Source organism: Streptomyces sp. 3N207 (genome assembly GCF_052246355.1).
GTDB lineage: Bacteria > Actinomycetota > Actinomycetes > Streptomycetales > Streptomycetaceae > Streptomyces.
In genome coordinates this window covers 241,728-262,741 of sequence record NZ_JBQQBV010000011.1, presented here as the reverse complement: position 1 = coordinate 262,741, position 21,014 = coordinate 241,728, and the positions used below count along the sequence as shown (strand labels likewise).

Here is a 21,014-nt window from a genome sequence, read left to right as displayed (position 1 = left end):
GGCAGCCGCGGTGAAGGAGTTTTCGTGCCAGGACAGCACGCATCAGCCGACGGGGATCATGGCAGCGGAAACCGCGGCCGCAACCGGCCCACCGGCCACGACGTGGCCGGTGCTGCGGGCGTCTCACAGGCCACCGTCTCACTCGTGCTCGGCGGCAAATGGGAGGGCCGGGTCTCCGCCCGCACCGCCGAAGCCGTCCGCGCAGCGGCCCGTGAGCTCGGCTACCGCCCCAACCTCGCGGCCCGTACCCTGCGCCTGGGCCGCACCCGCACGGCGCTGCTGGTCGTCCCCGCGCTCACCAACGACTTCTTCGCCAACGTGCACCGCGGAGCCGCCGAGGTCGCCGGGGAACACGACTTCGGGATCGTCCTCTACCCCTCACCCGAAGGCATCAACGCGGCCCCCGACCCCTTCGCCTCGGCCCGCACCGCGCTCGACGGCGTCATCGCCTCCTCCATGGCCCCCGAAGCCCTCGCGGCCCTGCGCGGCGAGGGGCTGCCCCTGGTGATGCTGGACAGCGACGAGGGAGCCTGTGACGCCACCGTCAACGTCGATCTCGCCGACGGCATGCGGCAGGTGGTCGCCCATCTGCGGAAGCTGGGCCACCGCAGGATCGCCCATATCGCGGCCGACGTGGACTCCTGGACCTTCGAGATCCGGGCGCGGGCGCTGCACGAAGAGCTGCACACGAGCGGAGCCGCCCTGGTGCACACCGCACGCGGGCCACTGAGCGTGGCCGGCGGACTGGAGGCGGCCACCCGGGCGCTGACGGCGGCTTACGGATCCCCCGCCGCGGACACCGCCGAAGGCAGGCCGACCGCCCTCGTGTGCGACGACGACCTGCTCGCTGTCGGCGCGCTGAAGGCTGCGCGACGGCTCGGCCTGCGGGTGCCGGAGGAGGTCTCGGTGACCGGGGTCGACGATGTCGCCCTCGCCACCGCCGTGGAGCCCGAGCTGACGACCGTACGGTTGCCCGCCCAGCGGGTGGGGGTCGCCGGCATGCGGGCCCTGCTGGCCGTGCTGGACGGTCAGCAGGTGGAAGCAGTGCGATTGCCGGTGCGGTTGGTGGTACGCGGCTCGACCGGCCCCTGCCCCTCCACCGACCTGCCGGTCTCCCCCTAGGACCCCCGCCCCTCGAACCGGCGCGGGGCGGGGTCCGGGGTCTTACTTCTCTTCGCCGCCCTCGGTCTCGTCCTCCGTGCTCTCCGGAGCCGGGGTCTCCTCCAGCAGGCGGGCCACCTGGCCGGCGGGGACGCGCTTGAACTTACGCCGCTGGGGGCGCTCCCGGTCCAGTACGGCGACCTCCAACTGCTCGGCGGTCAGTGTCCGTTCGCTGCCGTTGCTGTCCCGCTTGAGCGCCTCGACGGCGAGCTTCAGCGCCTCGCCCAGCGACATTCCCTCCCGGTGCCGCTGGTCCATGTAGCTGCCGATCTGGTCGGAGTTGCCGCCGACAGCGACCGAACCGTGCTCGTCCACGATCGAGCCGTCGTGCGGCAGCCGGTAGATCTGGTCGTCCTCGGGGGCCGGGCCCACCTCGGCGACGATCAGCTCCACTTCATAGGGCTTCTCCGCGTTCGCGGAGAAGATCGTGCCCAGCGTCTGGGCGTATACATTGGCAAGGCCGCGCGCCGTGACATCCTCGCGGTCATAGGTGTAGCCGCGCAGGTCGGCGTAGCGGACACCGCCGATGCGCAGGTTCTCGAACTCGTTGTACTTGCCGACTGCGGCGAAGGCGATCCGGTCGTAGATCTCGCTGACCTTGTGCAGTGCCCGAGAGGGGTTCTCGGCGACGAAAACGATGCCGTCCGCGTACTGCAACACGACCACGCTGCGTCCACGCGCGATGCCCTTGCGGGCATACTCGGCGCGATCGGCCATTGCCTGCTGGGGTGACACATAGAACGGCGTCGACACCGGCTATCCGTCCCTTCCTGTCCGAATGAGTGCTCTAGGAGACGGGGGCCTGCGGCCCGTTTGGCAGCTGGAGGCGGCCGTCGTGCACCGTCTGCGCCAGCCCGGAGACCTCCTCCTCGCTCAGCCTGCGGTAACCGTCCTCGGTGATCGCCACGACGATCGGGTAGATACGGCGCGTCATATCGGGACCGCCGGTGGCCGAGTCGTCGTCCGCCGCGTCGTAGAGCGCCTGGAGGACCACCGTGGCGGCCTGCTCCTCGGTCATCTCGTCGCGGTAGAGCTTCTTGAGCGAGCCGCGCGCGAAGACCGAACCGGAGCCGACTCCGGCGAAGCCCTGCTCCTCGGAACGGCCGCCCGTCACGTCGTAGGAGAAGATCCGGCCCTTGCCGCGGTCCAGATCGAACCCGGCGAACACCGGCACCACGGCGAGGCCCTGCATTGCCATGCCCAGGTTGCTGCGGATCATCGTGGAGAGGCGGTTGGCCTTGCCTTCCAGGGAGAGCGTGGACCCTTCCACCTTCTCGAAGTGCTCCAGCTCCAGCTGGAACAGCTTCACCATCTCCACCGCCAGCCCCGCGGTGCCCGCGATGCCCACGGCGGAGTGCTCGTCGGTGGGGAACACCTTCTCGATGTCCCGCTGCGCGATGACGTTGCCCATCGTCGCCCGCCGGTCCCCGGCCAGCACCACGCCGCCGGCGAAGGTCACGGCCACGATCGTGGTCCCGTGCGGCGCCTGCACGGCACCCTCCACGGGCGGCAGCGGCCGGTTGCCCGGCAGTTGCTCGGGGGCGTGGGCTGACAGAAAGTCCATGAAGGAGGACGACCCCGGCGTCAGGAAGGCAGCCGGTAGACGCCCGGTGCTACCAATTTCGGCTTCCACACGTTTCCTTCCACGTAGGCGGCCGCACGCCGCATGACGTCCGGCCGATCCCTGAACTGCCCCAGCGCGGCGTTGCAGCTGAAGCACAGTACGCCCCGGACCCTACCCGTCTCATGATCGTGATCCACATGCTCAGGACCGGGCTTCAGGCAGATCGGGCAGATACCGAACTGCTCGTCCAGCAGAGCTTTGCGCTGTCCCACGGTCATTCCGTACTGGCGCTTGAGATGCCCGGCACGCCCTTGGGCTGCTTTGCATTCCTTGCACCGTGTTGAAAGGTCGTCCGACGCCGTCGCGTTCTTGTGCCACTCAGCATGATGCTTGGCCTTCTCGCATATGCGACAGAACTTGTGGCCAGCAGGAACGACAATCTTTTCTCGTACCTTCTTGCCCAAGGCCGCCCGGCGCCGCCGGTAGTGCGTGGCCGAATACCTGGCCACGCACTCCCGGCAGTAAGGCTGGAGCCCATCTCGTCGGTTCTTGTCCGAAGCGAATGAGGCCGACGGAAGGGTTCTGTCACACTTGCGGCAATGTTTCTCTTTGTGCAAATCGGGCATTACTCACTGTCCACCCTTTTGCACAAAACTCCGAACAAAATCCTCTGCGTTCTCTTCGAGTACGTCGTCGATTTCGTCCAGCACCGAGTCCACGTCGTCCGAGAGCGCCTCCTGCCGTTCCTTGAGGTCCTCGGAGACCTGCGCGTCCTGGGTCTGCTCCTCGGTCTCCTCGGTTTGACGTGTGGACTTCTGCTGTCCGCCGCCGGTGTCCTTGGTCGCCATATCCCTCACCCCGCTCGGTTCGGTGGTGTACGCGGAACGTACAAGATCAGACCCTACAAGCCGGGACTGTCATCGGCTCCTTCGTTCTTACAACGTCCGGCAACCACCTCGATGATTCCCGGACCGCGGACCGAATAGCCGCGATTCAGCCGCCCGAAAGCACCTTCACCAGCTCTTCCGCTGTGCGGCAGCGGTCCAGCAGCTCCTTCACGTGGTTACGGGTACCCCGCAGCGGCTCCAGGGTCGGGACCCGTTGCAGAGAGTCACGGCCGGGGAGGTCGAAGATGACCGAGTCCCAGGAGGCGGCGGCCACGTCGTCGGCGTACTGCTCCAGACAGCGGCCGCGGAAGTAGGCGCGGGTGTCCTCCGGCGGCTTGAAGGCGGCCTCCTTGACCTCCTCCTCGGACAGCAGCCGCTGCATGCTCCCGCGGGAGACCAGCCGGTTGTAGAGGCCCTTGTCGGAGCGTACGTCCGCGTACTGGAGATCGACCAGGTGCAGCCGGGGGGCGTCCCAGTCGACCCCGTCGCGGCGGCGGTAGCCCTCCATCAGCTCGCGTTTGGCGACCCAGTCCAGCTCTCCCGCCAGGCTCATGGGGTCGCGTTCGAGCCGGCCCAGCACGTCCTCCCAGCGGGCCAGCACATCCCGGGTCTGCTCGTCCGCGTCGGCGCCCCAATGCTCCTCCACGTATTTGCGGGCCAGCTCGAAGTACTCCATCTGGAGCTGTACCGCGGTGAGGGTGCGGCCGTTGCGGAGGGTGATCAGCCGTTCGAGTGTCGGATCGTGGGAGACCTGGTGCAGGGTGCGGACGGGCTGGTCGACGGCGAGATCGACGGCGATGAAGCCGTCCTCGATCATGGACAGGACCAGCGAGGTCGTGCCCAGCTTGAGGTAGGTGGAGACCTCCGAGAGGTTGGCGTCCCCGATGATCACATGCAGCCGCCGGTACTTCTCGGCGTCCGCGTGCGGCTCGTCACGGGTGTTGATGATGGGCCGCTTGAGCGTGGTCTCCAGTCCGACCTCGACCTCGAAGTAGTCGGCGCGCTGGCTCAGCTGGAACCCGTGCTCGCTGCCGTCCTGCCCCAGTCCCACCCGTCCCGCTCCGCACACGACCTGCCGGGAGACGAAGAAAGGGGTCAGATGCCGCACGATCTCCGAGAACGGGGTCTCCCGCTTCATCAGATAGTTCTCGTGCGTGCCGTACGAGGCGCCCTTGTTGTCGGTGTTGTTCTTGTAGAGGTGGATCGGGCTGGTGCCGGGGACCTCGGCCGCGCGCTCGGCGGCCTCGGCCATGATCCGCTCGCCCGCCTTGTCCCACAGCACGGCGTCCCGCGGGTTGGTGACCTCGGGGGCGCTGTACTCGGGGTGGGCGTGGTCGACGTAGAGCCGGGCTCCGTTGGTGAGGATGACGTTGGCCAGGCCGATGTCCTCGTCCGTCAGCTGGCTGGCGTCGGCCGACTCACGCGCCAGATCGAAGCCGCGGGCGTCCCGCAGCGGGTTCTCCTCCTCGAAGTCCCAGCGGGCGCGGCGCGCCCGGTGCATCGCGGCCGCGTAGGCGTTGACGACCTGGGACGAGGTGAGCATGGCATTGGCGTTGGGGTGGCCGGGCACGGAAATGCCGTACTCGGTCTCGATGCCCATTACGCGCCGTACGGTCATGCGGCCCTCCTTGCCTGACGGCGGCCCGCCGGTGGACCACCGTTCAAGTCCCGCTGCGCATCCGTCCCGTGTGCGGCCCCCTCCTGCGCACTGCGCGTCGCGGCGGTAGGGAAGAGCCTATGACGCACGGAGTGGAGTGGGGAGATCACTCTGCGGACTTCCTCGATGCTCCGGGAAACAATCCGGCTGCGGGTACCCCGGGCGGGGACCCGCAGCCGGAATCGGTCCTCGTTACAGGTACTGACCGGTGTTGGCGACGGTATCGATGGAACGGCCGGTGTCCGCTCCCTGCTTGCCGGTGACGAGGGTGCGGATGTACACGATCCGCTCGCCCTTCTTGCCGGAGATGCGGGCCCAGTCGTCCGGGTTGGTGGTGTTGGGCAGGTCCTCGTTCTCCTTGAACTCGTCCACGCAGGCCGACAGGAGATGGGAGACGCGCAGACCCTTCTGGTTGTGGTCCAGGTACGCCTTGATGGCCATCTTCTTGGCCCGGCCGACGATGTTCTCGATCATGGCGCCGGAGTTGAAGTCCTTGAAGTAGAGGACTTCCTTGTCACCGTTGGCGTAGGTGACCTCGAGGAAGCGGTTCTCCTCCGATTCCGCGTACATCTGCTCCACGACCGACTGGATCATGGCGTCGCAGGCGGCCTCCACATTGCCGCCGTGCTCCGCGACGTCGTCCGCGTGGAGCGGCAGGTTCGGGGTGAGGTACTTGGAGAAGATGTCCTTGGCCGCCTCGGCGTCCGGGCGCTCGATCTTGATCTTCACGTCCAGCCGGCCGGGACGCAGGATCGCCGGGTCGATCATGTCCTCGCGGTTCGAGGCGCCGATGACGATGACGTTCTCCAGGCCCTCCACGCCGTCGATCTCGGAGAGCAGCTGCGGGACGATGGTGTTCTCCACGTCCGAGCTTACGCCCGAGCCACGGGTGCGGAAGAGGGAGTCCATCTCGTCGAAGAAGACGATGACGGGCGTGCCCTCGCTGGCCTTCTCCCGGGCCCGCTGGAAGACGAGCCGGATGTGCCGCTCGGTCTCGCCCACGTACTTGTTGAGCAGCTCGGGGCCCTTGATGTTGAGGAAGTAGCTCTTCCCCTGGGGCAGGCCGGTGACCTCGGCGACCTTCTTGGCCAGCGAGTTGGCCACCGCCTTGGCGATCAGCGTCTTGCCGCAGCCGGGCGGGCCGTAGAGCAGCACACCCTTGGGCGGGCGCAGTTCGTGCTCCCGGAAGAGGTCCGGGTACAGATACGGGAGCTCGACGGCGTCCCTGATCTGCTCGATCTGTCCGCCGAGGCCACCGATCTTGGTGTAGTCGATGTCGGGGACCTCTTCGAGGACCAGTTCCTCGACCTCGCTCTTGGGCACGACCTCGAAGACGTAGCCGGAGCGGCTCTCCAGCAGCAGGGCGTCACCGGCCCGCAGCGTGGTGTTCAGCAGCGGCTCGGCGAGCCGGACGACGCGCTCCTCGTCGGTGTGGCCGACGACCAGCGCTCGCTCTCCGTCGTCGAGTACTTCCTTGAGGGTGACGATGTCACCCGCGCGCTCGAACTCCATGGCCTCGACCACGTTGAGCGCCTCGTTCAGCATGAGCTCCTGGCCGCGCTGGAGCGACTGGAGGTCGACGTTGGGGCTGACGTTCACCCGGAGTTTTCTGCCTCCGGTGAAGATGTCGGCCGTGTCGTCGTCGTTCGCCTGCAGGAATACTCCGAAGCCCGCCGGTGGCTGGGCGAGCCTGTCGACCTCTTCCTTGAGGGCCACGATCTGGTCACGCGCCTCGCGGAGCGTGTTGGAGAGCCGCTCGTTCTGGGCGGACACACCGGCCAGGTTGGTCTGCAGCTCGACGATCCGCTCCTCGAGAATACGAGTGTGCCGCGGAGAGTCGGCGAGCTTGCGGCGCAGGACGGCGATTTCCTGCTCAAGGTAGGCGATCTGGCCGGACGGGTCTTCGGAACCCCGACCGGGCCGGATGCCGCGGTTGGTGTCGTCGTCGTGGGCTGCCACGGTCCTCACCTCCTCCAGGGGGAGCTGGACGCTTCGACCCTACCTGGGCCGGTGCGGGTTGAAACCCCTAGATCACAAAGACGGTCGGGGTGTGTCCGATCTTCACCCTTGCGCACTCCCTCAGGACAGGGAATACCCACCCACAACCATCTGAAAGCGACCGGTTGTGGTGCCGAGACGTTCAACACCCTTCAAGTGCCGCACTATTTCGTCCCGAGGCGGAGTCGAGGAGGCGGTTCCGTACCGGGCCGCGGGAGGGCCCGTCAGACGCTGACGCCACCGCCCGCGACCGGCCCGGGACGCAGGGCGAACTTCCCCTGGCGCCACTCCCACTTGACCGTGCGTCGCTTGTCGGGGCAGCAGCGCGGCACGTCGGCCGAGGAGTAGCCGAGGAGGGTCGCGGAGATGGTGGTGCCCCGCACCGCGAGGTCCCGGACCGACATCCTCTCCCGGTGCTTGACGAGGGTGGCGGCGATCCGCGGGCGTCCGCTCTGTGCGGTTCCGGAGAGTACGAAGACCGCGCTGGGCGGGGTGCCCCCGCGCGCCTGGCAGCGGACGACCGCGACTGTTTCCGCGGTGCCGTCGCCGTCGAAGTCGGCGGCGGCCTTGTCGAGTACGTCGATGCCGGCCCTGGACGGACCGCAGTCCAGCGGGTAGCGGGCGCGGACCGGGTCGGGGGCCTGACCGGAGGTGCCCGTGGCGGGTGCGGGGGTGGCGGTGGCGGGTTGCAGGAGGGCCGTGCCGCCGAGCACGGCGGCGAGGGCTGCGGCGGTGGCGAGCCAGTGGACGGCGCGGGTGCGGGTGTGCGGCAGTTCCGTCACTCGGGGTGACTCCTGTGCGGGACGAGACGAACGCGGAGTGCTACGCATCGTGCCATAGGTCACACTGCCGCGGAACGGCGGGGGCCGCTCTGCGGAGGCCGTCGCCGCGAGGGCCCGCGCCGGCCAACGGCGCTGCCCCGCACCCGGGTTCGTACGGGGCGGGGCAGCGTGTCGTACCGGGGCCAGCGAGAAGTGGCGGGGCCTTCTGTCCGCGGCAGGGCCTTCCGTCCGCCGCGACGGCGAACGCCTACCGGCGACGGCGAACGACTACCGCGGAGAGGGTGCGGCGTTCGCGGCGAGGGCGGTCACCGCGCCACCGCGTCCGACCTGGGCCGCGGCGGTCGGCGTTACGCCCGGCCGCCGCCGGACTGGCTGCCGGGGCCCGTGTAGTCCTCGCCGTAGGCGCCCTTGGCGGGCCGGCGGCGGCGCAGCGGCGGCTCGACGCCGTCGGCCAGCCGACGGGCGGTGAGCAGAAAGCCGGTGTGGCCGATCATGCGATGGTCGGGGCGGACGGCGAGACCCTCGATGTGCCAGTTGCGCACCATCGTCTCCCACGCCTGCGGCTCGTTGAAGGTCCCGAACTCGCGGATCGACTCGACCATGCGCGCCAGCTGCGTGGTGGTGGCGACGTAGGCGCACAGGATGCCGCCGGGCACCAGGGCCTTGGAGACGGCCTCCAGGCACTCCCAGGGGGCGAGCATGTCGAGGATGACGCGGTCCACGTCACTGTCGGTGAGGTTGTCCTGGAGGTCACCGACGGTCAGCGTCCAGGCCGGGTGGGGGCTGCCGAAGTAGCGCTCCACGTTCTGCTGGGCGATCTCGGCGAAATCGGCACGGCGCTCGTAGGAGTGGAGCATGCCCTGGTCGCCGATGGCGCGGAGCAGAAAGGTGCTGAGCGAGCCGGAGCCGACCCCCGCCTCGACGACACGCGCGCCGGGGAAGATGTCGGCCATGGCGAGCACCTGTCCGGCGTCCTTCGGGTAGACGACGGCGGCTCCCCGCGGCATGGACAGGACGTAGTCGGGGAGCAGTGGACGCAGCGCGAGGTAGGCGACGTTTCCGGTGGTACGGACGACACTCCCCTCGGGCGCACCGATCAGCTCGTCGTGGGGGAAGGCTCCCTTGTGGGTATGGAAGCTCTTTCCCTCTTCGAGGGTGATCGTGTAGTGGCGTCCCTTTGGGTCGGTGAGCTGGACCTGGTCCCCGACCTTGAAGGGCCCGCGACGGCGGGCGGCACCGGTCGGTTCGGACATACGCACAGCCTAGCCGGTCCGCGGAGTGCGGCTAGCCGGTGGGCCTGGCGCCGTCGCCGTCCTGCTCCGGGCGCTTGGACATGGCCTCGACGAAGGCGCGCTCGACGTCAGCGGTGGACAGCACCCCGTAGATCTCGCCGGTCTCCTCCACCACCAGATACTCGGTGGCGGGGGTGGCGCGCAGCCACTCCAACAGGTCCTCCCCGGCCAGCTCGGCGGGGACCCGCATGCCCTCCTTCAGGTCCTGCGCGAGGGTGCTGACCGCGACCCAGGGGCGGCGGTGTTCGGGTACGGAGGCGATGGCGGCCTCCCGCACCAGGGAGAGCGGGTCGCCCTTGCCGTCGACGACGACCAGGCCGCGGGCGCCCGCCGCGTTGGCCCGGCGCAGGGCCTCGGACAGGGGGGTGTCGGTCTCGACGGGGACGGCACGCCGGGTCAGCGAACGGGCACTCAGCTCGGGCAGACGCTCGCGCAGCCTGGCCATCCGCAGGCTGTTGCCGGCCCCGGTCCAGATGATGGCGGCCAGGATCGCGGCGAGCAGCGCGTGGGTGAGGGAGTCCGTGCCGCTGACGCCGTCCCTGGACAGGCCGCCCGCGTGGGTGGCCAGCGGGAGGCCGATCAGCACGGTGACGGCCAGCGCCCGGCCGATCCAGGCGGCGACGACGGTGCCGGTCATCGGCTTGCCGCTGATCTTCCAGATGACGGCGCGCAGCATCCGGCCGCCGTCCAGCGGGAGGCCGGGCAGCAGATTGAAGGCGGCGACGATGAGGTTGGAGAACATCAGCCCCCCGAGCAGGACGCTGGGGACGGTACGGGGCTCCACGGCGTACATCGCACCGTAGAAGAGGCCGGCCAGGGCGAGGGAGAGCAGCGGGCCCACGAAGGCGAGGACGAATTCGCGGCCGGGGGTCTCGGACTCCTTCTCGATCTCGGAGACGCCGCCGAAGAACTGGAGCTGGATGCGGCGGACCGGCAGTTTGAAGCGGAGCGCGGCGACCGTGTGAGCGAGCTCGTGGACGAGGACGGAGGCGTAGAAGGCGACGGCGAAGAAGAGCGCGATCAGATAGCGGACCGCACCCAGCTCGGGCAGTACTTGGCCGAGCTGTCCGCCGAAGACCCAGGTGATCAGGAGCGCGACGAGGAACCAGGACGGGGCGACGTAGATGGGGACGCCGAACGGACGGCCCATCAGGATGCCGCCGCCCGGCCGGTTGGGGCGCACGGGTCTGCCCGGAACCGGCTGACGGCGCTTCGGCTCTTCGGGGCCGTTCCCCTCGCCGGAGCCGCCGGACCGCGGCTTCCCGTCGTTGTCCTCGTCCGCCACGGGTTCCCCTCTGCTGCTTCCCTCGCGCCCCGCTGCGCCGCGCGGCTGAATCAGCCTCGGGTTGGCGATCACCCGACGCGAGGGGGTCTGCCGTCGATGGTAAGTGTCCGCTGTCAGTGGTGGGCCGTAGGGTCTTACCCCATGAAAACCAGCGCGGCCACACCGCCGACCTCGCTGTCGCCCTCCCGGGCGGGGGACTTCATGCAGTGCCCGCTGCTCTACCGCTTCCGGGTGATCGACAAACTGCCGGAGAAGCCTTCGGCCGCCGCCACCCGGGGGACGGTGGTGCATGCGGTGCTGGAAAGACTCTTCGACGCTCCGGCCCCGGAGCGCAGCGCGCGGCGGGCGCGGGCCATGGTGGCCGGGGAGTGGGAGCGGCTGCTGGCCAAGCGTCCGGAGCTGGCCGAGCTGTTCGCGGAGGACGCCTCGGACGGCGCCCAGTTGGCGCAGTGGCTGGCGGAGGCCGAGGCGCTGGTGGAGCGGTGGTTCACCCTGGAGGACCCCACCCGGTTGGAGCCCGCGGAGCGCGAGCTGTTCGTGGAGGCGCGGCTGGATTCGGGGCTGCGGCTGCGCGGGATCATCGACAGGGTGGATGTGGCCCCCACCGGTGAGGTGCGGATCGTCGACTACAAGACGGGCAAGGCGCCGCGCCCCGAGTACACCGAGGGCCCGCTGTTCCAGATGAAGTTCTACGCCTTGGTGCTGTGGCGGCTGCGCGGGGTGGTGCCCCGGCGGCTGCAGCTGGTCTTCCTGGGCAGCGGCGACGTCCTCACCTACGACCCGGACGAGCGCGACCTGCTGGCCACCGAGCGCAAGCTGCTGGCGCTGTGGGACGCGATCGAGCGGGCGACGGAGACGGGCGACTGGCGCCCCAAGCCGAGCAAGCTGTGCGGCTGGTGCGACCACCAGGTGCACTGCCCCGAGTTCGGCGGCACTCCCCCGCCGTATCCGCTGATGATCCAGCCCCGGCTGCCCGAGCCGCGTGGGCCGGAGCCGGAGTCCGGGTCGGAACCGGGGCCGGCTTCCGAGTCGAAAGGGGCAGCGGGCAACAGAGCCGGGGGCTGAGTGAGAATGGGGCGACCGTTGCCGTCCCCCTGAGGAGTTCCCGTGGCAATCCGCGTACTGCTGGTCGACGACCAGCCGCTGCTGCGCACCGGCTTCCGGATGATTCTGGAGGCCGAGCAGGACCTGGCGGTGGTCGGTGAGGCAGGTGACGGTCTGCAGGCGCTGGACCAGGTGCGGGCGCTGCAGCCCGACGTGGTGCTGATGGACATCCGGATGCCCCGGATGGACGGTGTGGAGGCGACCCGTCGGATCACCGGCCCCGCCAAGGACGGCCCGGCGAAGGTGCTGGTGCTCACCACCTTCGACCTGGACGAGTATGTGGTGGAGGCGCTGCGGGCCGGGGCCAGCGGGTTCCTGCTGAAGGACGCGCCCGCCGGTGAGCTGGTGCAGGCCATCCGGGTGGTGGCGGCGGGCGAGGCGATGCTGGCACCGAGCATCACCCGCCGGCTGCTGGACAAGTACGCGGGCAAGCTTCCCTCGGGCGAGGACCCGGTGCCGGACACGCTGCACCAGCTGACCGAGCGTGAGGTGGAAGTACTGAAGCTGGTGGCGCGGGGGCTGTCGAACGCGGAGATCGCGGCGGATCTGTTCGTGAGCGAGACGACGGTCAAGACGCATGTCGGCCATGTGCTGACCAAGTTGGGGCTGCGCGACCGGGTGCAGGCGGCGGTGTACGCGTACGAGAGCGGACTGGTGCGGCCAGGCTCCGCGTAGGGAGGGTCCGCCGGATCTTGCGTACCCGGCAATGGGGGCTGCGCTTGCCCACCCTGCGCCCTGGGGGGCACCCCCTGCTCGAAGAGCTTGGGGGAGCAGACTGCCCAAGCGCAGCGGGGGGACGCGCCCCCGTAAGCGTCAGTCGCTCTCACCGCGGCCCAGCTCCCACAGTTGGAGCACCGAGGAGGAGTTGAGGGCCCATTCGACGCCGGTGATGTCGTCGCGCGCCGCGAGGTACTGCTTGCCCTGCCAGAGAGGGAGCACCGGGACGTCCTCGGCGGCGATGTCCTGGGCGCGGCCGAAGGTGCCGGTGGTGGCGGCGCGTTCGGTCTGGCGGCGGGTCTGCGGGACCAGCTTGTCGCGGATCTCGCGGTTGGTGTACGGCGAGCCGAGGAAGTTGTCCTTCTCGAAGAAGGGGGCGACGAAATTGTCGGCGTCGGGGAAGTCCGGGTACCAGCCGTAGCCCCAGACCTGGTATTTGCCGTCGGTGGCCGCGGGGCGGAACCGGTCCCACTCGACGCCCTTGGTCCGTACGTCGAAGAGACCGCTCTCGTTGAGCTGCTGCTTCAGGACGGCGAACTCCTTGGCGGTGGCGTCGCCGTAGTGGTCGGTGGTGTAGGTGAGGGTGAGCTTGACGGGCTTGTCGATGCCGGCCTTGCGCAGGGTGCGCTCGGCCGCCTCCTTGCTGGGGTCGCCGTACTTGTTGAAGAACGAGTTGCGGTGGGCCGGCAGCCCGGCGGGCACGATGCTGTAGAGCGGCTCGGTGCTGCGGTCGTAGGCGTCCCGGACGATCTTCTTGCGGTCGACGAGCTGGGCCATGGCCTGGCGGACGGCCTTCTTGCCCGCGGTGTCGTCGTCGGTGTCGAAGGCGAGGTAGCGGATCTCCTGGCCGGGCTGCTCGACCAGCTCGATGCCGTTGCCCTGGGCCTCGCCGAGCCGGCCGACCTGGCGGGGCGAGATGGTCCGGCCCATGACATCGATGTCGCCCGCCTTGAGCGCCTTCTCCATGCCTGTGGCGCCGTCGAAGAAGCGCAGCTCGATCTCGCTGTTCTGCAGCTTCAGCCCACCGTTGTAGTGCGGGTTCTTGGTGAGGACCGCGGACTTGGCGTCGATGCTGCCGAGCGCGTAGGGGCCCGAGCCGGTCAGCCGGCCGCCCTTGGTGAGGGAGTCGGCCGGGTAGGTCTGGCTGTCGACGATGGCGGCGGCCGGGGTGGTCAGCTTGTACGGGAAGGTCGCGTCGGGCTTCTTGAGGTGGAAGACGATCCGGTTCTTTCCGTGGGCCTCGACGCGGTCGAGGTTGCTGAAGAGGACGGCGGGGCCGCCCTTGTGGTTGATGCGCTTGAGGCGCCGCAGGGAGAACTCGACGTCCTCGGCGTCCAGCGCGTGCCCGTTGGAGAACGTCTGCCCCTCGCGCAGGGTGCAGCGGTACTGCTCGTTCGCCGTGTCGGTGAAGCCGCACTTGGCGGCGGCGTCCCGCACCGGGGAGGTGCCGGCGCGCGGGAGGCGCAGGAGCGTCTGGAAGGTGTTGCGCATGACGCCCCAGGCCGCGACGTCGTACGCCGCCGCCGGGTCGAACGGGGCCGGCGCGTTCTTGCCGACCGCGAAGTGGTCCGTCGTACCGACGACGATCGCATCGCCGCCGGCGCTTCCGCCCTTTTCGGTCCCGCACCCGGCGAGAAGCGGCGTGAGCAGCCCGGCGGCAAGCACCGGCAGCACCACAGTTTTACGGTTCATGGTCGACGATCTCCTCGGCCGGCCAGGGTTTGCTGCAGGGGTGGAATGGCCGGTACACCGACATTAATGGTCTACTCCGGTCGCTTCCGAAGCGCAGGCCACGGAGCCGGTTTCACGGACAGAAACCACGAGCTTCCTGTCCGCTATTCGGACGCCGGAACGATCTCCGCGTCGTTCTACCAATGCGGACACAACGGAAGGACATTTTCCCCACCAGCACCAGGGGAACCACACGTCACTCGCGCCGTCGAGGGGGTTGTGCGTGACGAACGTCACTGGACCAATCTGCGCACCGGACACCGGAGTTCAACGTTTTGCGCCACCCGCAGCAGTGGATTTCCCGGGTCAGGACAGCGGATTTTCCGCGTCCGGTCAGAATCGAATCCGGTACGGAACTGAGCGCTTCAACGCGTGACCATGATCCGCGAACGCAGAAATTCGAGATCGACTTCTTCCAGTGAACTCACAATGGTGCGGCCGGACTTGGGCTTGATCGGCGCGATGGACGGCACGGCCACGACATGACACCCGGCGGCCTCGCCAGCGGCGACACCGGTGGCGGTGTCCTCCAGCACGGCGCAGCGTGCCGGGTCGGCACCCAGCCGGCGCGCCGCGGTCAGATACGGGTCCGGGTGCGGCTTGGTGCGGGCCAGTTCGTCACCGGCGACCGTGAAGGCGAAGTTCTCGCGGCCGATCCAGGTGAGCATGCGGTCCACGACGGTGCGGTGCGAGGCGGAGACGAGCGCTGCGGGGATCCGGTGCGCCGCCAGCTCCGCCAGCAGGCGGCGGGCGCCGGGCATCAGCGGGACGCCGCGCTCCAGCCGCTCGATGAACTTGGCGTTCAGCAGCACGCTCAGCTCTTCCAGACCGATATCGGCGGCCGTGGCCTCGATCAGAAAGCCCGCGCTGCGCGACATGGGCCCGCCGACCACCACGGTGCGCCACTCGTCGCGCAGCTCGTGTCCCAGCTCGGCGAAGACCTCGACCTCCGCGTCCCACCAGAAGTCCTCGGTGTCGACCAGGGTGCCGTCCATGTCCAGCAGCACGGCCTGGAGCGCGGGCTCCTCACCCGTCAGAGTGGTGACGGCGGGGGACGGATCGGCCATCGCAGCACCTCCTTGAAAGACGACCCCAAAGGGACGACAAGGCCGGCCGCCCCCTCGCGGCGGAACCCCGCGGAATCCCTGTGGACTCCGGCGGAACCCCGGTGGAAGGGGACGACCGGCCTGAACCGGACCGATCAGTGTATGACCTCTACCCTCATCGGGCGTTGAAATACTTGGCCTCGGGGTGGTGCAGCACGATCGCGTCGGTCGACTGTTCGGGGTGCAGCTGGAACTCCTCGGACAGCTCGACGCCGATCCGCTCGGGCCGCAGCAGCTCAGCGATCTTGGCGCGGTCCTCCAGATTGGGGCAGGCGCCGTAGCCCAGGGAGAAGCGCGCTCCCCGGTACTTCAGGTCGAACATGCCCTGCATCTGGTCGGGGTCCTCGGCCGCGAAGCCGAGTTCGCTGCGGACCCGGGCGTGCCAGTACTCGGCCAGCGCCTCGGCGAGCTGCACGGAGAGGCCGTGCAGCTCCAGGTAGTCGCGGTAGGCGTCGCCCGCGAACAGCTCGGCGGTCTTCTCGCCGATCTTCGAGCCGACGGTGACCACCTGCAGCCCGACCACGTCCGTCTCGCCCGAGTCCTCCGGACGGAAGAAGTCGGCCAGGCACAGCCGGCGGCCGCGCCGCTGGCGGGGGAAGGTGAAGCGGGTGCGCTCGTTGCCCTGCTCGTCCAGCAGGATCAGATCGTCGCCCTTGGAGTAGCAGGGGAAGTAGCCGTAGACGGCGGACGCCTCCAGCAGGTTCTCCGTCTGCAGCCGCTCCAGCCAGCCGCGCAGCCGCGGCCTGCCCTCGGTCTCCACCAGCTCCTCGTAGGTGGGGCCGCCGCCCTTGCGGGCCTCCTTGAGCCCCCACTGGCCCTTGAACAGGGCGCCTTCGTCGAGCCAGGAGGCGTAGTCCTGCTGCTGGAGGCCCTTGACGACGCGGGTTCCCCAGAAGGGCGGCTCCGGGACGGGGTTGTCGACCGCAACATCGGACCGGACGGAGCCGTCGTTGACCTCCGGCTCGGGGATGTCGAGGTCCCGCTTGGGCACCCGGCGCTGCTTGAGCTCGGGCAGCTTGGCGCCGGGGACGCCGCGCTTGACGTCCATCAGGGCGTCCATGAGGCTCAGCCCTTCGAAGGCGTCCTTGGCGTAGCGGACCTCGCCCTCGTAGATCTCGTGCAGATCCTGCTCGACGTAGGCCCGGGTGAGCGCGGCGCCGCCGAGGATGACCGGGAAGTCGGTCGCCATCTTGCGCTGGTTGAGCTCCTCCAGGTTCTCCTTCATGATCACCGTGGACTTCACCAGCAGCCCGGACATGCCGATCACATCCGCGCGGTGTTCGGCCGCGGCCTCCAGGATGGCGCTCACCGGCTGTTTGATGCCGAGGTTGACGACCTGGTAGCCGTTGTTGGACAGGATGATGTCGACCAGGTTCTTGCCGATGTCGTGGACGTCGCCGCGCACCGTGGCCAGCACGATCGTGCCCTTGCCCTCGGCGTCCTCGGCCTTCTCCATGTGCGGTTCGAGGTGGGCGACGGCGGCCTTCATCACCTCGGCCGACTGGAGCACGAACGGCAGCTGCATCTGGCCGGAGCCGAACAGCTCCCCGACGACCTTCATGCCCGCCAGCAGCGTGTCGTTGACGATGTCGAGCGCGGGCCGCTCCTCCAGCGCCTCGTCCAGGTCGGCCTCCAGGCCGTTGCGCTCGCCGTCGATGATGCGGCGCTGGAGGCGCTCCTCCAGCGGGAGGGCCGCCAGCTCCTCGGCCTTGCCGGCCTTCATCGACTTGGCGGTGGCGCCCTCGAACAGCTCCATCAGCTTCTGCAGCGGGTCGTAGCCCTCGCTGCGCCGGTCGTAGATCAGATCCCGGGCCGTGGTGACCTCCGCCTCGTCGAAGCGGGAGATCGGCAGGATCTTGCTGGCGTGCACGATCGCGGAGTCCAGCCCCGCCTTGACGCACTCGTCGAGGAAGACGGAGTTGAGCACGATCCGCGCGGCCGGGTTCAGACCGAAGGAGATGTTCGACAGGCCCAGCACGGTCTGTACGTCGGGGTGCTTCTGCTTGAGCAGCCGGATGGCCTCGATCGTGTTGATGCCGTCCTTGCGGGACTCCTCCTGGCCGGTGCAGATGGTGAAGGTGAGGACGTCGATGAGGATGTCCGACTCGTGGATGCCGTAGTTGCCGGTCAGGTCCGCGATGAGGCGCTCGGCGATGGCGACCTTGTGCTCGGCGGTACGGGCCTGGCCCTCCTCGTCGATGGTCAGCGCGATGAGCGCGGCGCCGTGCTCGGCCGCCAGCTTGGTGACCTTCGCGAAGCGGGAGTCCGGGCCGGCGCCGTCCTCGTAGTTGACGGAGTTGATGACGGCCCGGCCGCCCAGCTTCTCCAGCCCGGCCTGGATGACGGCGATCTCGGTGGAGTCCAGCACGATGGGCAGCGTGGAGGCTGTGGCCAGCCGCCCGGCCAGCTCCGCCATGTCGGCGACGCCGTCGCGGCCGACGTAGTCGACACACAGGTCGAGCATGTGGGCGCCCTCGCGGATCTGTTCGCGGGCCAGCTCGACGCAGTCCTCCCAGCGCCCCTCCAGCATCGCCTCGCGGAACTTCTTGGACCCGTTGGCGTTGGTCCGCTCCCCGATGGCCAGGTACGAGGTGTCCTGGCGGAAGGGCACCGCCTGGTAGAGGGAGGCCGCCGCCGGCTCCGGCTGCGGTTCGCGCGGCGCCGGCGCACGGTCGCGCACCCGCTCCACCAGCTGCCGCAGGTGCTCGGGCGTCGTACCGCAGCAGCCGCCCACCAGGGAGAGGCCGTAGTCGCGGACGAAGGTGTCGTGCGCGTCCGCCAGCTCCTGCGGGGTGAGCGGGTAGTGGGCGCCGTCCTTGCCCAGCACCGGCAGACCGGCGTTCGGCATGCACGACAGCGGGACGCGGGAGTGCTGGGCCAGATAGCGCAGGTGCTCGCTCATCTCGGCGGGGCCGGTCGCGCAGTTCAGGCCGATCATGTCGATGCCCAGCGGCTCCAGGGCGGCGAGTGCCGCGCCGATCTCGGAGCCGAGCAGCATCGTGCCGGTCGTCTCGACGGTGACCGAGCACAGCAGCGGCAGGTCCACGCCGGCCGCCTCCATGGCCCGGCGGGCGCCGATGACGGACGCCTTGGTCTGGAGCAGGTCCTGGGTGGTCTCCACCAGCAGCGCGTCGGCGCCGCCCGCGATCATGCCTTCGGCGTTCTGCTGGTAGGCGTCCCGCAGCGTGGCGTACGGGGCATGGCCGAGGGTCGGCAGCTTGGTGCCCGGGCCCATCGAGCCCAGCACCCAGCGCATCCGGCCGTCGCCGGACTCGAACTCCTCGGCGACGTCGCGGGCGATGCGTACGCCCGTCTCGGAGAGCTCGAAGATGCGGTCGGTGATCTCGTACTCCCCCAGCGCCGCGTGGTTGGCGCCGAAGGTGTTGGTCTCCACACAGTCCACGCCGGCGGCGAAGTACTCCTCGTGCACCGTGCGGATGATGTCGGGGCGGGTCACGTTCAGGATCTCGTTGCAGCCCTCCAGCTGCTCAAAATCCTCCAGCGTCGGGTCCTGCGCCTGGATCATCGTCCCCATCGCGCCGTCGGCGACGACCACCCGGGAGGCCAGCGCCTGGCGAAGCGCTTCGGCCCGGGTGGGGGACGAGGATGCGGTCGTGCTGCTCGGCGACGAGGCCATGGAAGAAGCTCCCTGGGATGCGACGGCTGTCGGCTTTGCGCGCCGGTACGGCAGCGCATCCGGTCAGCGTAGCGGGCGGACGCAAGAGTGCCGGTCGACATTCCGACCATCGGACACTCCCCTGCTCGATCCCGGCTCGATCCCGACTACCACCCCGTCGACATGAAGCGATAGCGTTCGGCATTGTCGAATTCAAGGCAGCAGGTCAGGGAGGACCGATGGCCCGGACCATCCAGTCGCTGGAGCGTGCGGCGGCCGTACTACGGCTGTTGGCGGGCGGCGAACGACGGCTCGGGCTCTCCGAGATCGCTTCGGCCCTCGACCTGGCCAAGGGTACGGCGCACGGGCTGTTGCGCACCCTCCAGCAGGAGGGCTTCGTGGAGCAGGAGCCGGTCACCGGCCGCTACCAGCTCGGGGCCGAGCTGCTGCGCCTGGGCAACAGCTATCTGGACGTGCACGAACTGCGGGCCAGGGCCCTGGTCTGGACGGACGACCTGGCCCGCTCCAGCGGGGAGAGTGTCTATCTGGGCGTGCTCCACCAGCAGGGCGTGCTCATCGTGCACCACGTCTTCCGCCCGGACGACAGCCGCCAGGTGCTGGAGGTCGGCGCCATGCAGCCGCTGCACAGCACTGCGCTGGGCAAGGTGCTCTCCGCGTACGACCCGGTGGCGCTGAGCGAGGCGCTGGACGGGGAGCGGCCGGCCTTCACCGAGCGCACGGTGACCGACCCCGAACGGTTCGAGGCGCTGCTGGAAATCGTTCGGGCGCGCGGCTGGGCGGCGGACGTGGAGGAGACCTGGGACGGACTCGCCTCGGTGGCCGCGCCGATCTACAACCGGCGCCGGATGCCGGTGGGCGCGGTGGGGATAACCGGGGCCGTTGAACGGATGTGTGAGGGCGATGAGCCGCTCTCCCGGCTGGTCGCGGCCGTACGCGACACGGCCCGCGCGGTCTCCCGGGACCTGGGCGCGCAGCGGTTCTGAGCCCTGGCCCCGGTGGGTCGACGGCCGGGCCCGGCGGTTCCGGGCGCCCGGGTGGACCTGCCACGCCGTCTGGGCGCCCGGGGGTGCTGCCACCGCTGTGTGCCCGCAGGATGACAGGCAGGAGTCATCTGTCACTGCCCCTTGACGGGACCCTCACTTAGGAGAAAAGTTGCCGTTCGGCGGTCGACATTGTCGAACACCGGACGCTTACCGACCGGCCCGCCACCCTCCCCCAGCCCTCCGGTGGGAGATGCCCCCAAGACATAAGTGACAAAGGAGTCCCGGGTGTCCAGCTCCGACATCTTCGCGAGTGAGGTCCTCGGCACCATGGTGCTGGTCCTCCTCGGTGGCGGCGTGTGCGCCGCAGTCAATCTGAAGCGCTCCAAGGCATTCGCAGCCGGCTGGGTGGCCATAGCCTTCGGCTGGGGCTTCGCGGTTCTCACGGGCGCGTACATCGCTCAGTCCTCGGGCGCCCATCTCAACCCCGCCGTCACTCTGGCCCTCGCCATGAAGGAAGGCAAGGGGGCCCTCCCCTGGAGCGACGTTCCGGTGTACCTGGGCAGCGAGATGCTCGGTGCCATGCTCGGCGCGGTGCTGGTCTGGCTCGTCTACTACGCACAGTTCCAGGTCACCCTGCGGGAGCCGGACGCCGTCGAGCTGAAGAACGCGAACCCGGGCCCCGTGCACGGTGTCTTCTTCACCTCCCCCGAGGTGCGCAAGCCGCTGCTGAACTTCCTCACCGAGGTCATCGCGACGTTCGTGCTCATCATCGCGATCCTCACCCAGGGCCTGGTCAAGGACGTCGACGGCACCGTCGGCCTCGGCAAGATGGGCGCCCTGATCACCGCGCTGGTCGTCGTCGGTATCGGTCTGTCGCTCGGCGGGCCCACGGGCTACGCCATCAACCCGGTGCGTGACCTCGGTCCTCGCATCATCCACGCGGTGCTGCCGCTGCCCAACAAGGGCGGCAGCGACTGGAGCTATGCCTGGGTGCCCGTGGTGGGCCCGATGGTCGGCGCCGCCGTCGCCGCCGGGGTCTACAACCTCGCCTGGGGATGAGCGACAGACCCGACCGCCGACCGAACCAACGACGCATCGGAGCAGAAACAC

Annotated in this window: 17 protein-coding genes; 5 read left to right on the top strand and 12 right to left on the bottom strand. The window is 69.3% G+C overall.

Annotation, left to right across the window (positions count from 1 at the left end; genetic code table 11):
* Window positions 1-24: 24 nt before the first annotated feature.
* Window positions 25-1,122 (top strand): LacI family DNA-binding transcriptional regulator, encoded by a 1,098-nt coding sequence (locus tag ACTWP9_RS19435; protein ID WP_443247471.1) that lies wholly within the window; start codon window positions 25-27, stop codon window positions 1,120-1,122.
* 42 nt (window positions 1,123-1,164) lie between these two features.
* Here ACTWP9_RS19435 and prcA read toward each other — a convergent pair whose 3' ends face one another.
* From prcA to ACTWP9_RS19390, 9 genes are all read right to left on the bottom strand, one after another.
* Complete coding sequence (prcA, locus tag ACTWP9_RS19430) at window positions 1,165-1,914, bottom strand: proteasome subunit alpha (protein ID WP_443247470.1); 750 nt, start codon at window positions 1,912-1,914, stop codon at window positions 1,165-1,167.
* A gap of 34 nt (window positions 1,915-1,948) precedes the next feature.
* Window positions 1,949-2,794 (bottom strand): proteasome subunit beta, encoded by an 846-nt coding sequence (gene prcB / locus ACTWP9_RS19425; protein ID WP_443247469.1) that lies wholly within the window; start codon window positions 2,792-2,794, stop codon window positions 1,949-1,951.
* Window positions 2,746-3,234, bottom strand: coding sequence for an endonuclease VII domain-containing protein (locus tag ACTWP9_RS19420; RefSeq protein WP_443247468.1), 489 nt, complete (start codon window positions 3,232-3,234; stop codon window positions 2,746-2,748). The genes prcB and ACTWP9_RS19420 overlap by 49 nt, the downstream gene beginning before the upstream one ends.
* A gap of 120 nt (window positions 3,235-3,354) precedes the next feature.
* Window positions 3,355-3,573 (bottom strand): ubiquitin-like protein Pup, encoded by a 219-nt coding sequence (locus ACTWP9_RS19415; protein WP_443247467.1) that lies wholly within the window; start codon window positions 3,571-3,573, stop codon window positions 3,355-3,357.
* A 145-nt stretch (window positions 3,574-3,718) separates the two neighbouring features.
* Window positions 3,719-5,230 (bottom strand): depupylase/deamidase Dop, encoded by a 1,512-nt coding sequence (gene dop, locus ACTWP9_RS19410; RefSeq protein ID WP_443247466.1) that lies wholly within the window; start codon window positions 5,228-5,230, stop codon window positions 3,719-3,721.
* Window positions 5,231-5,461: 231 nt separating this feature from the next.
* Window positions 5,462-7,228, bottom strand: coding sequence for a proteasome ATPase (arc, locus tag ACTWP9_RS19405; protein ID WP_443247465.1), 1,767 nt, complete (start codon window positions 7,226-7,228; stop codon window positions 5,462-5,464).
* A gap of 263 nt (window positions 7,229-7,491) precedes the next feature.
* Window positions 7,492-8,049, bottom strand: a complete 558-nt coding sequence (locus ACTWP9_RS19400; RefSeq protein ID WP_443247464.1) for a hypothetical protein — start codon at window positions 8,047-8,049, stop codon at window positions 7,492-7,494.
* 347 nt (window positions 8,050-8,396) lie between these two features.
* On the bottom strand, window positions 8,397-9,302 hold the full coding sequence (locus ACTWP9_RS19395) for a tRNA (adenine-N1)-methyltransferase (RefSeq protein WP_443247463.1): 906 nt from the start codon (window positions 9,300-9,302) through the stop codon (window positions 8,397-8,399).
* Window positions 9,303-9,333: 31 nt separating this feature from the next.
* On the bottom strand, window positions 9,334-10,626 hold the full coding sequence (locus ACTWP9_RS19390; protein WP_443247462.1) for a site-2 protease family protein: 1,293 nt from the start codon (window positions 10,624-10,626) through the stop codon (window positions 9,334-9,336).
* Window positions 10,627-10,767: 141 nt separating this feature from the next.
* On the opposite strand from ACTWP9_RS19390, the gene ACTWP9_RS19385 reads away from it, so the two are divergent.
* Window positions 10,768-11,691, top strand: coding sequence for a RecB family exonuclease (locus tag ACTWP9_RS19385; RefSeq protein WP_443247461.1), 924 nt, complete (start codon window positions 10,768-10,770; stop codon window positions 11,689-11,691).
* 42 nt (window positions 11,692-11,733) lie between these two features.
* Complete coding sequence (locus tag ACTWP9_RS19380; RefSeq protein ID WP_443247460.1) at window positions 11,734-12,405, top strand: response regulator; 672 nt, start codon at window positions 11,734-11,736, stop codon at window positions 12,403-12,405.
* 138 nt (window positions 12,406-12,543) lie between these two features.
* On the opposite strand, the gene ACTWP9_RS19375 is transcribed toward ACTWP9_RS19380, so the two are convergent.
* The 3 genes from ACTWP9_RS19375 to metH form a co-directional block, all read right to left on the bottom strand.
* The gene (locus ACTWP9_RS19375; RefSeq protein WP_443247459.1) at window positions 12,544-14,139 is read right to left on the bottom strand and encodes an ABC transporter substrate-binding protein; all 1,596 of its coding nucleotides are present in this window, start codon (window positions 14,137-14,139) and stop codon (window positions 12,544-12,546) included.
* A gap of 404 nt (window positions 14,140-14,543) precedes the next feature.
* Window positions 14,544-15,245: an HAD family hydrolase gene (locus ACTWP9_RS19370; protein ID WP_443247458.1), complete on the bottom strand. Its 702-nt coding sequence runs from the start codon at window positions 15,243-15,245 to the stop codon at window positions 14,544-14,546.
* 154 nt (window positions 15,246-15,399) lie between these two features.
* The gene (metH, locus tag ACTWP9_RS19365; RefSeq protein ID WP_443247457.1) at window positions 15,400-18,921 is read right to left on the bottom strand and encodes a methionine synthase; all 3,522 of its coding nucleotides are present in this window, start codon (window positions 18,919-18,921) and stop codon (window positions 15,400-15,402) included.
* Between the two features lie 218 nt (window positions 18,922-19,139).
* On the opposite strand from metH, the gene ACTWP9_RS19360 reads away from it, so the two are divergent.
* Complete coding sequence (locus ACTWP9_RS19360; protein ID WP_443247456.1) at window positions 19,140-19,904, top strand: IclR family transcriptional regulator; 765 nt, start codon at window positions 19,140-19,142, stop codon at window positions 19,902-19,904.
* Window positions 19,905-20,189: 285 nt separating this feature from the next.
* The gene (locus ACTWP9_RS19355; protein ID WP_443247455.1) at window positions 20,190-20,963 is read left to right on the top strand and encodes an MIP/aquaporin family protein; all 774 of its coding nucleotides are present in this window, start codon (window positions 20,190-20,192) and stop codon (window positions 20,961-20,963) included.
* The last annotated feature ends 51 nt before the right edge of the window (window positions 20,964-21,014 follow it).

Coding starts and splice junctions, on each gene's coding strand:
- ACTWP9_RS19415 (WP_443247467.1), bottom strand. CDS start 3,573: ATGGCGACCAAGGACACCGGCGGCGGACAGCAGAAGTCCACACGTCAA.
- dop (WP_443247466.1), bottom strand. CDS start 5,230: ATGACCGTACGGCGCGTAATGGGCATCGAGACCGAGTACGGCATTTCC.
- ACTWP9_RS19395 (WP_443247463.1), bottom strand. CDS start 9,302: ATGTCCGAACCGACCGGTGCCGCCCGCCGTCGCGGGCCCTTCAAGGTC.
- ACTWP9_RS19385 (WP_443247461.1), top strand. CDS start 10,768: ATGAAAACCAGCGCGGCCACACCGCCGACCTCGCTGTCGCCCTCCCGG.
- ACTWP9_RS19375 (WP_443247459.1), bottom strand. CDS start 14,139: ATGAACCGTAAAACTGTGGTGCTGCCGGTGCTTGCCGCCGGGCTGCTC.
- ACTWP9_RS19370 (WP_443247458.1), bottom strand. CDS start 15,245: ATGGCCGATCCGTCCCCCGCCGTCACCACTCTGACGGGTGAGGAGCCC.
- metH (WP_443247457.1), bottom strand. CDS start 18,921: ATGGCCTCGTCGCCGAGCAGCACGACCGCATCCTCGTCCCCCACCCGG.
- ACTWP9_RS19360 (WP_443247456.1), top strand. CDS start 19,140: ATGGCCCGGACCATCCAGTCGCTGGAGCGTGCGGCGGCCGTACTACGG.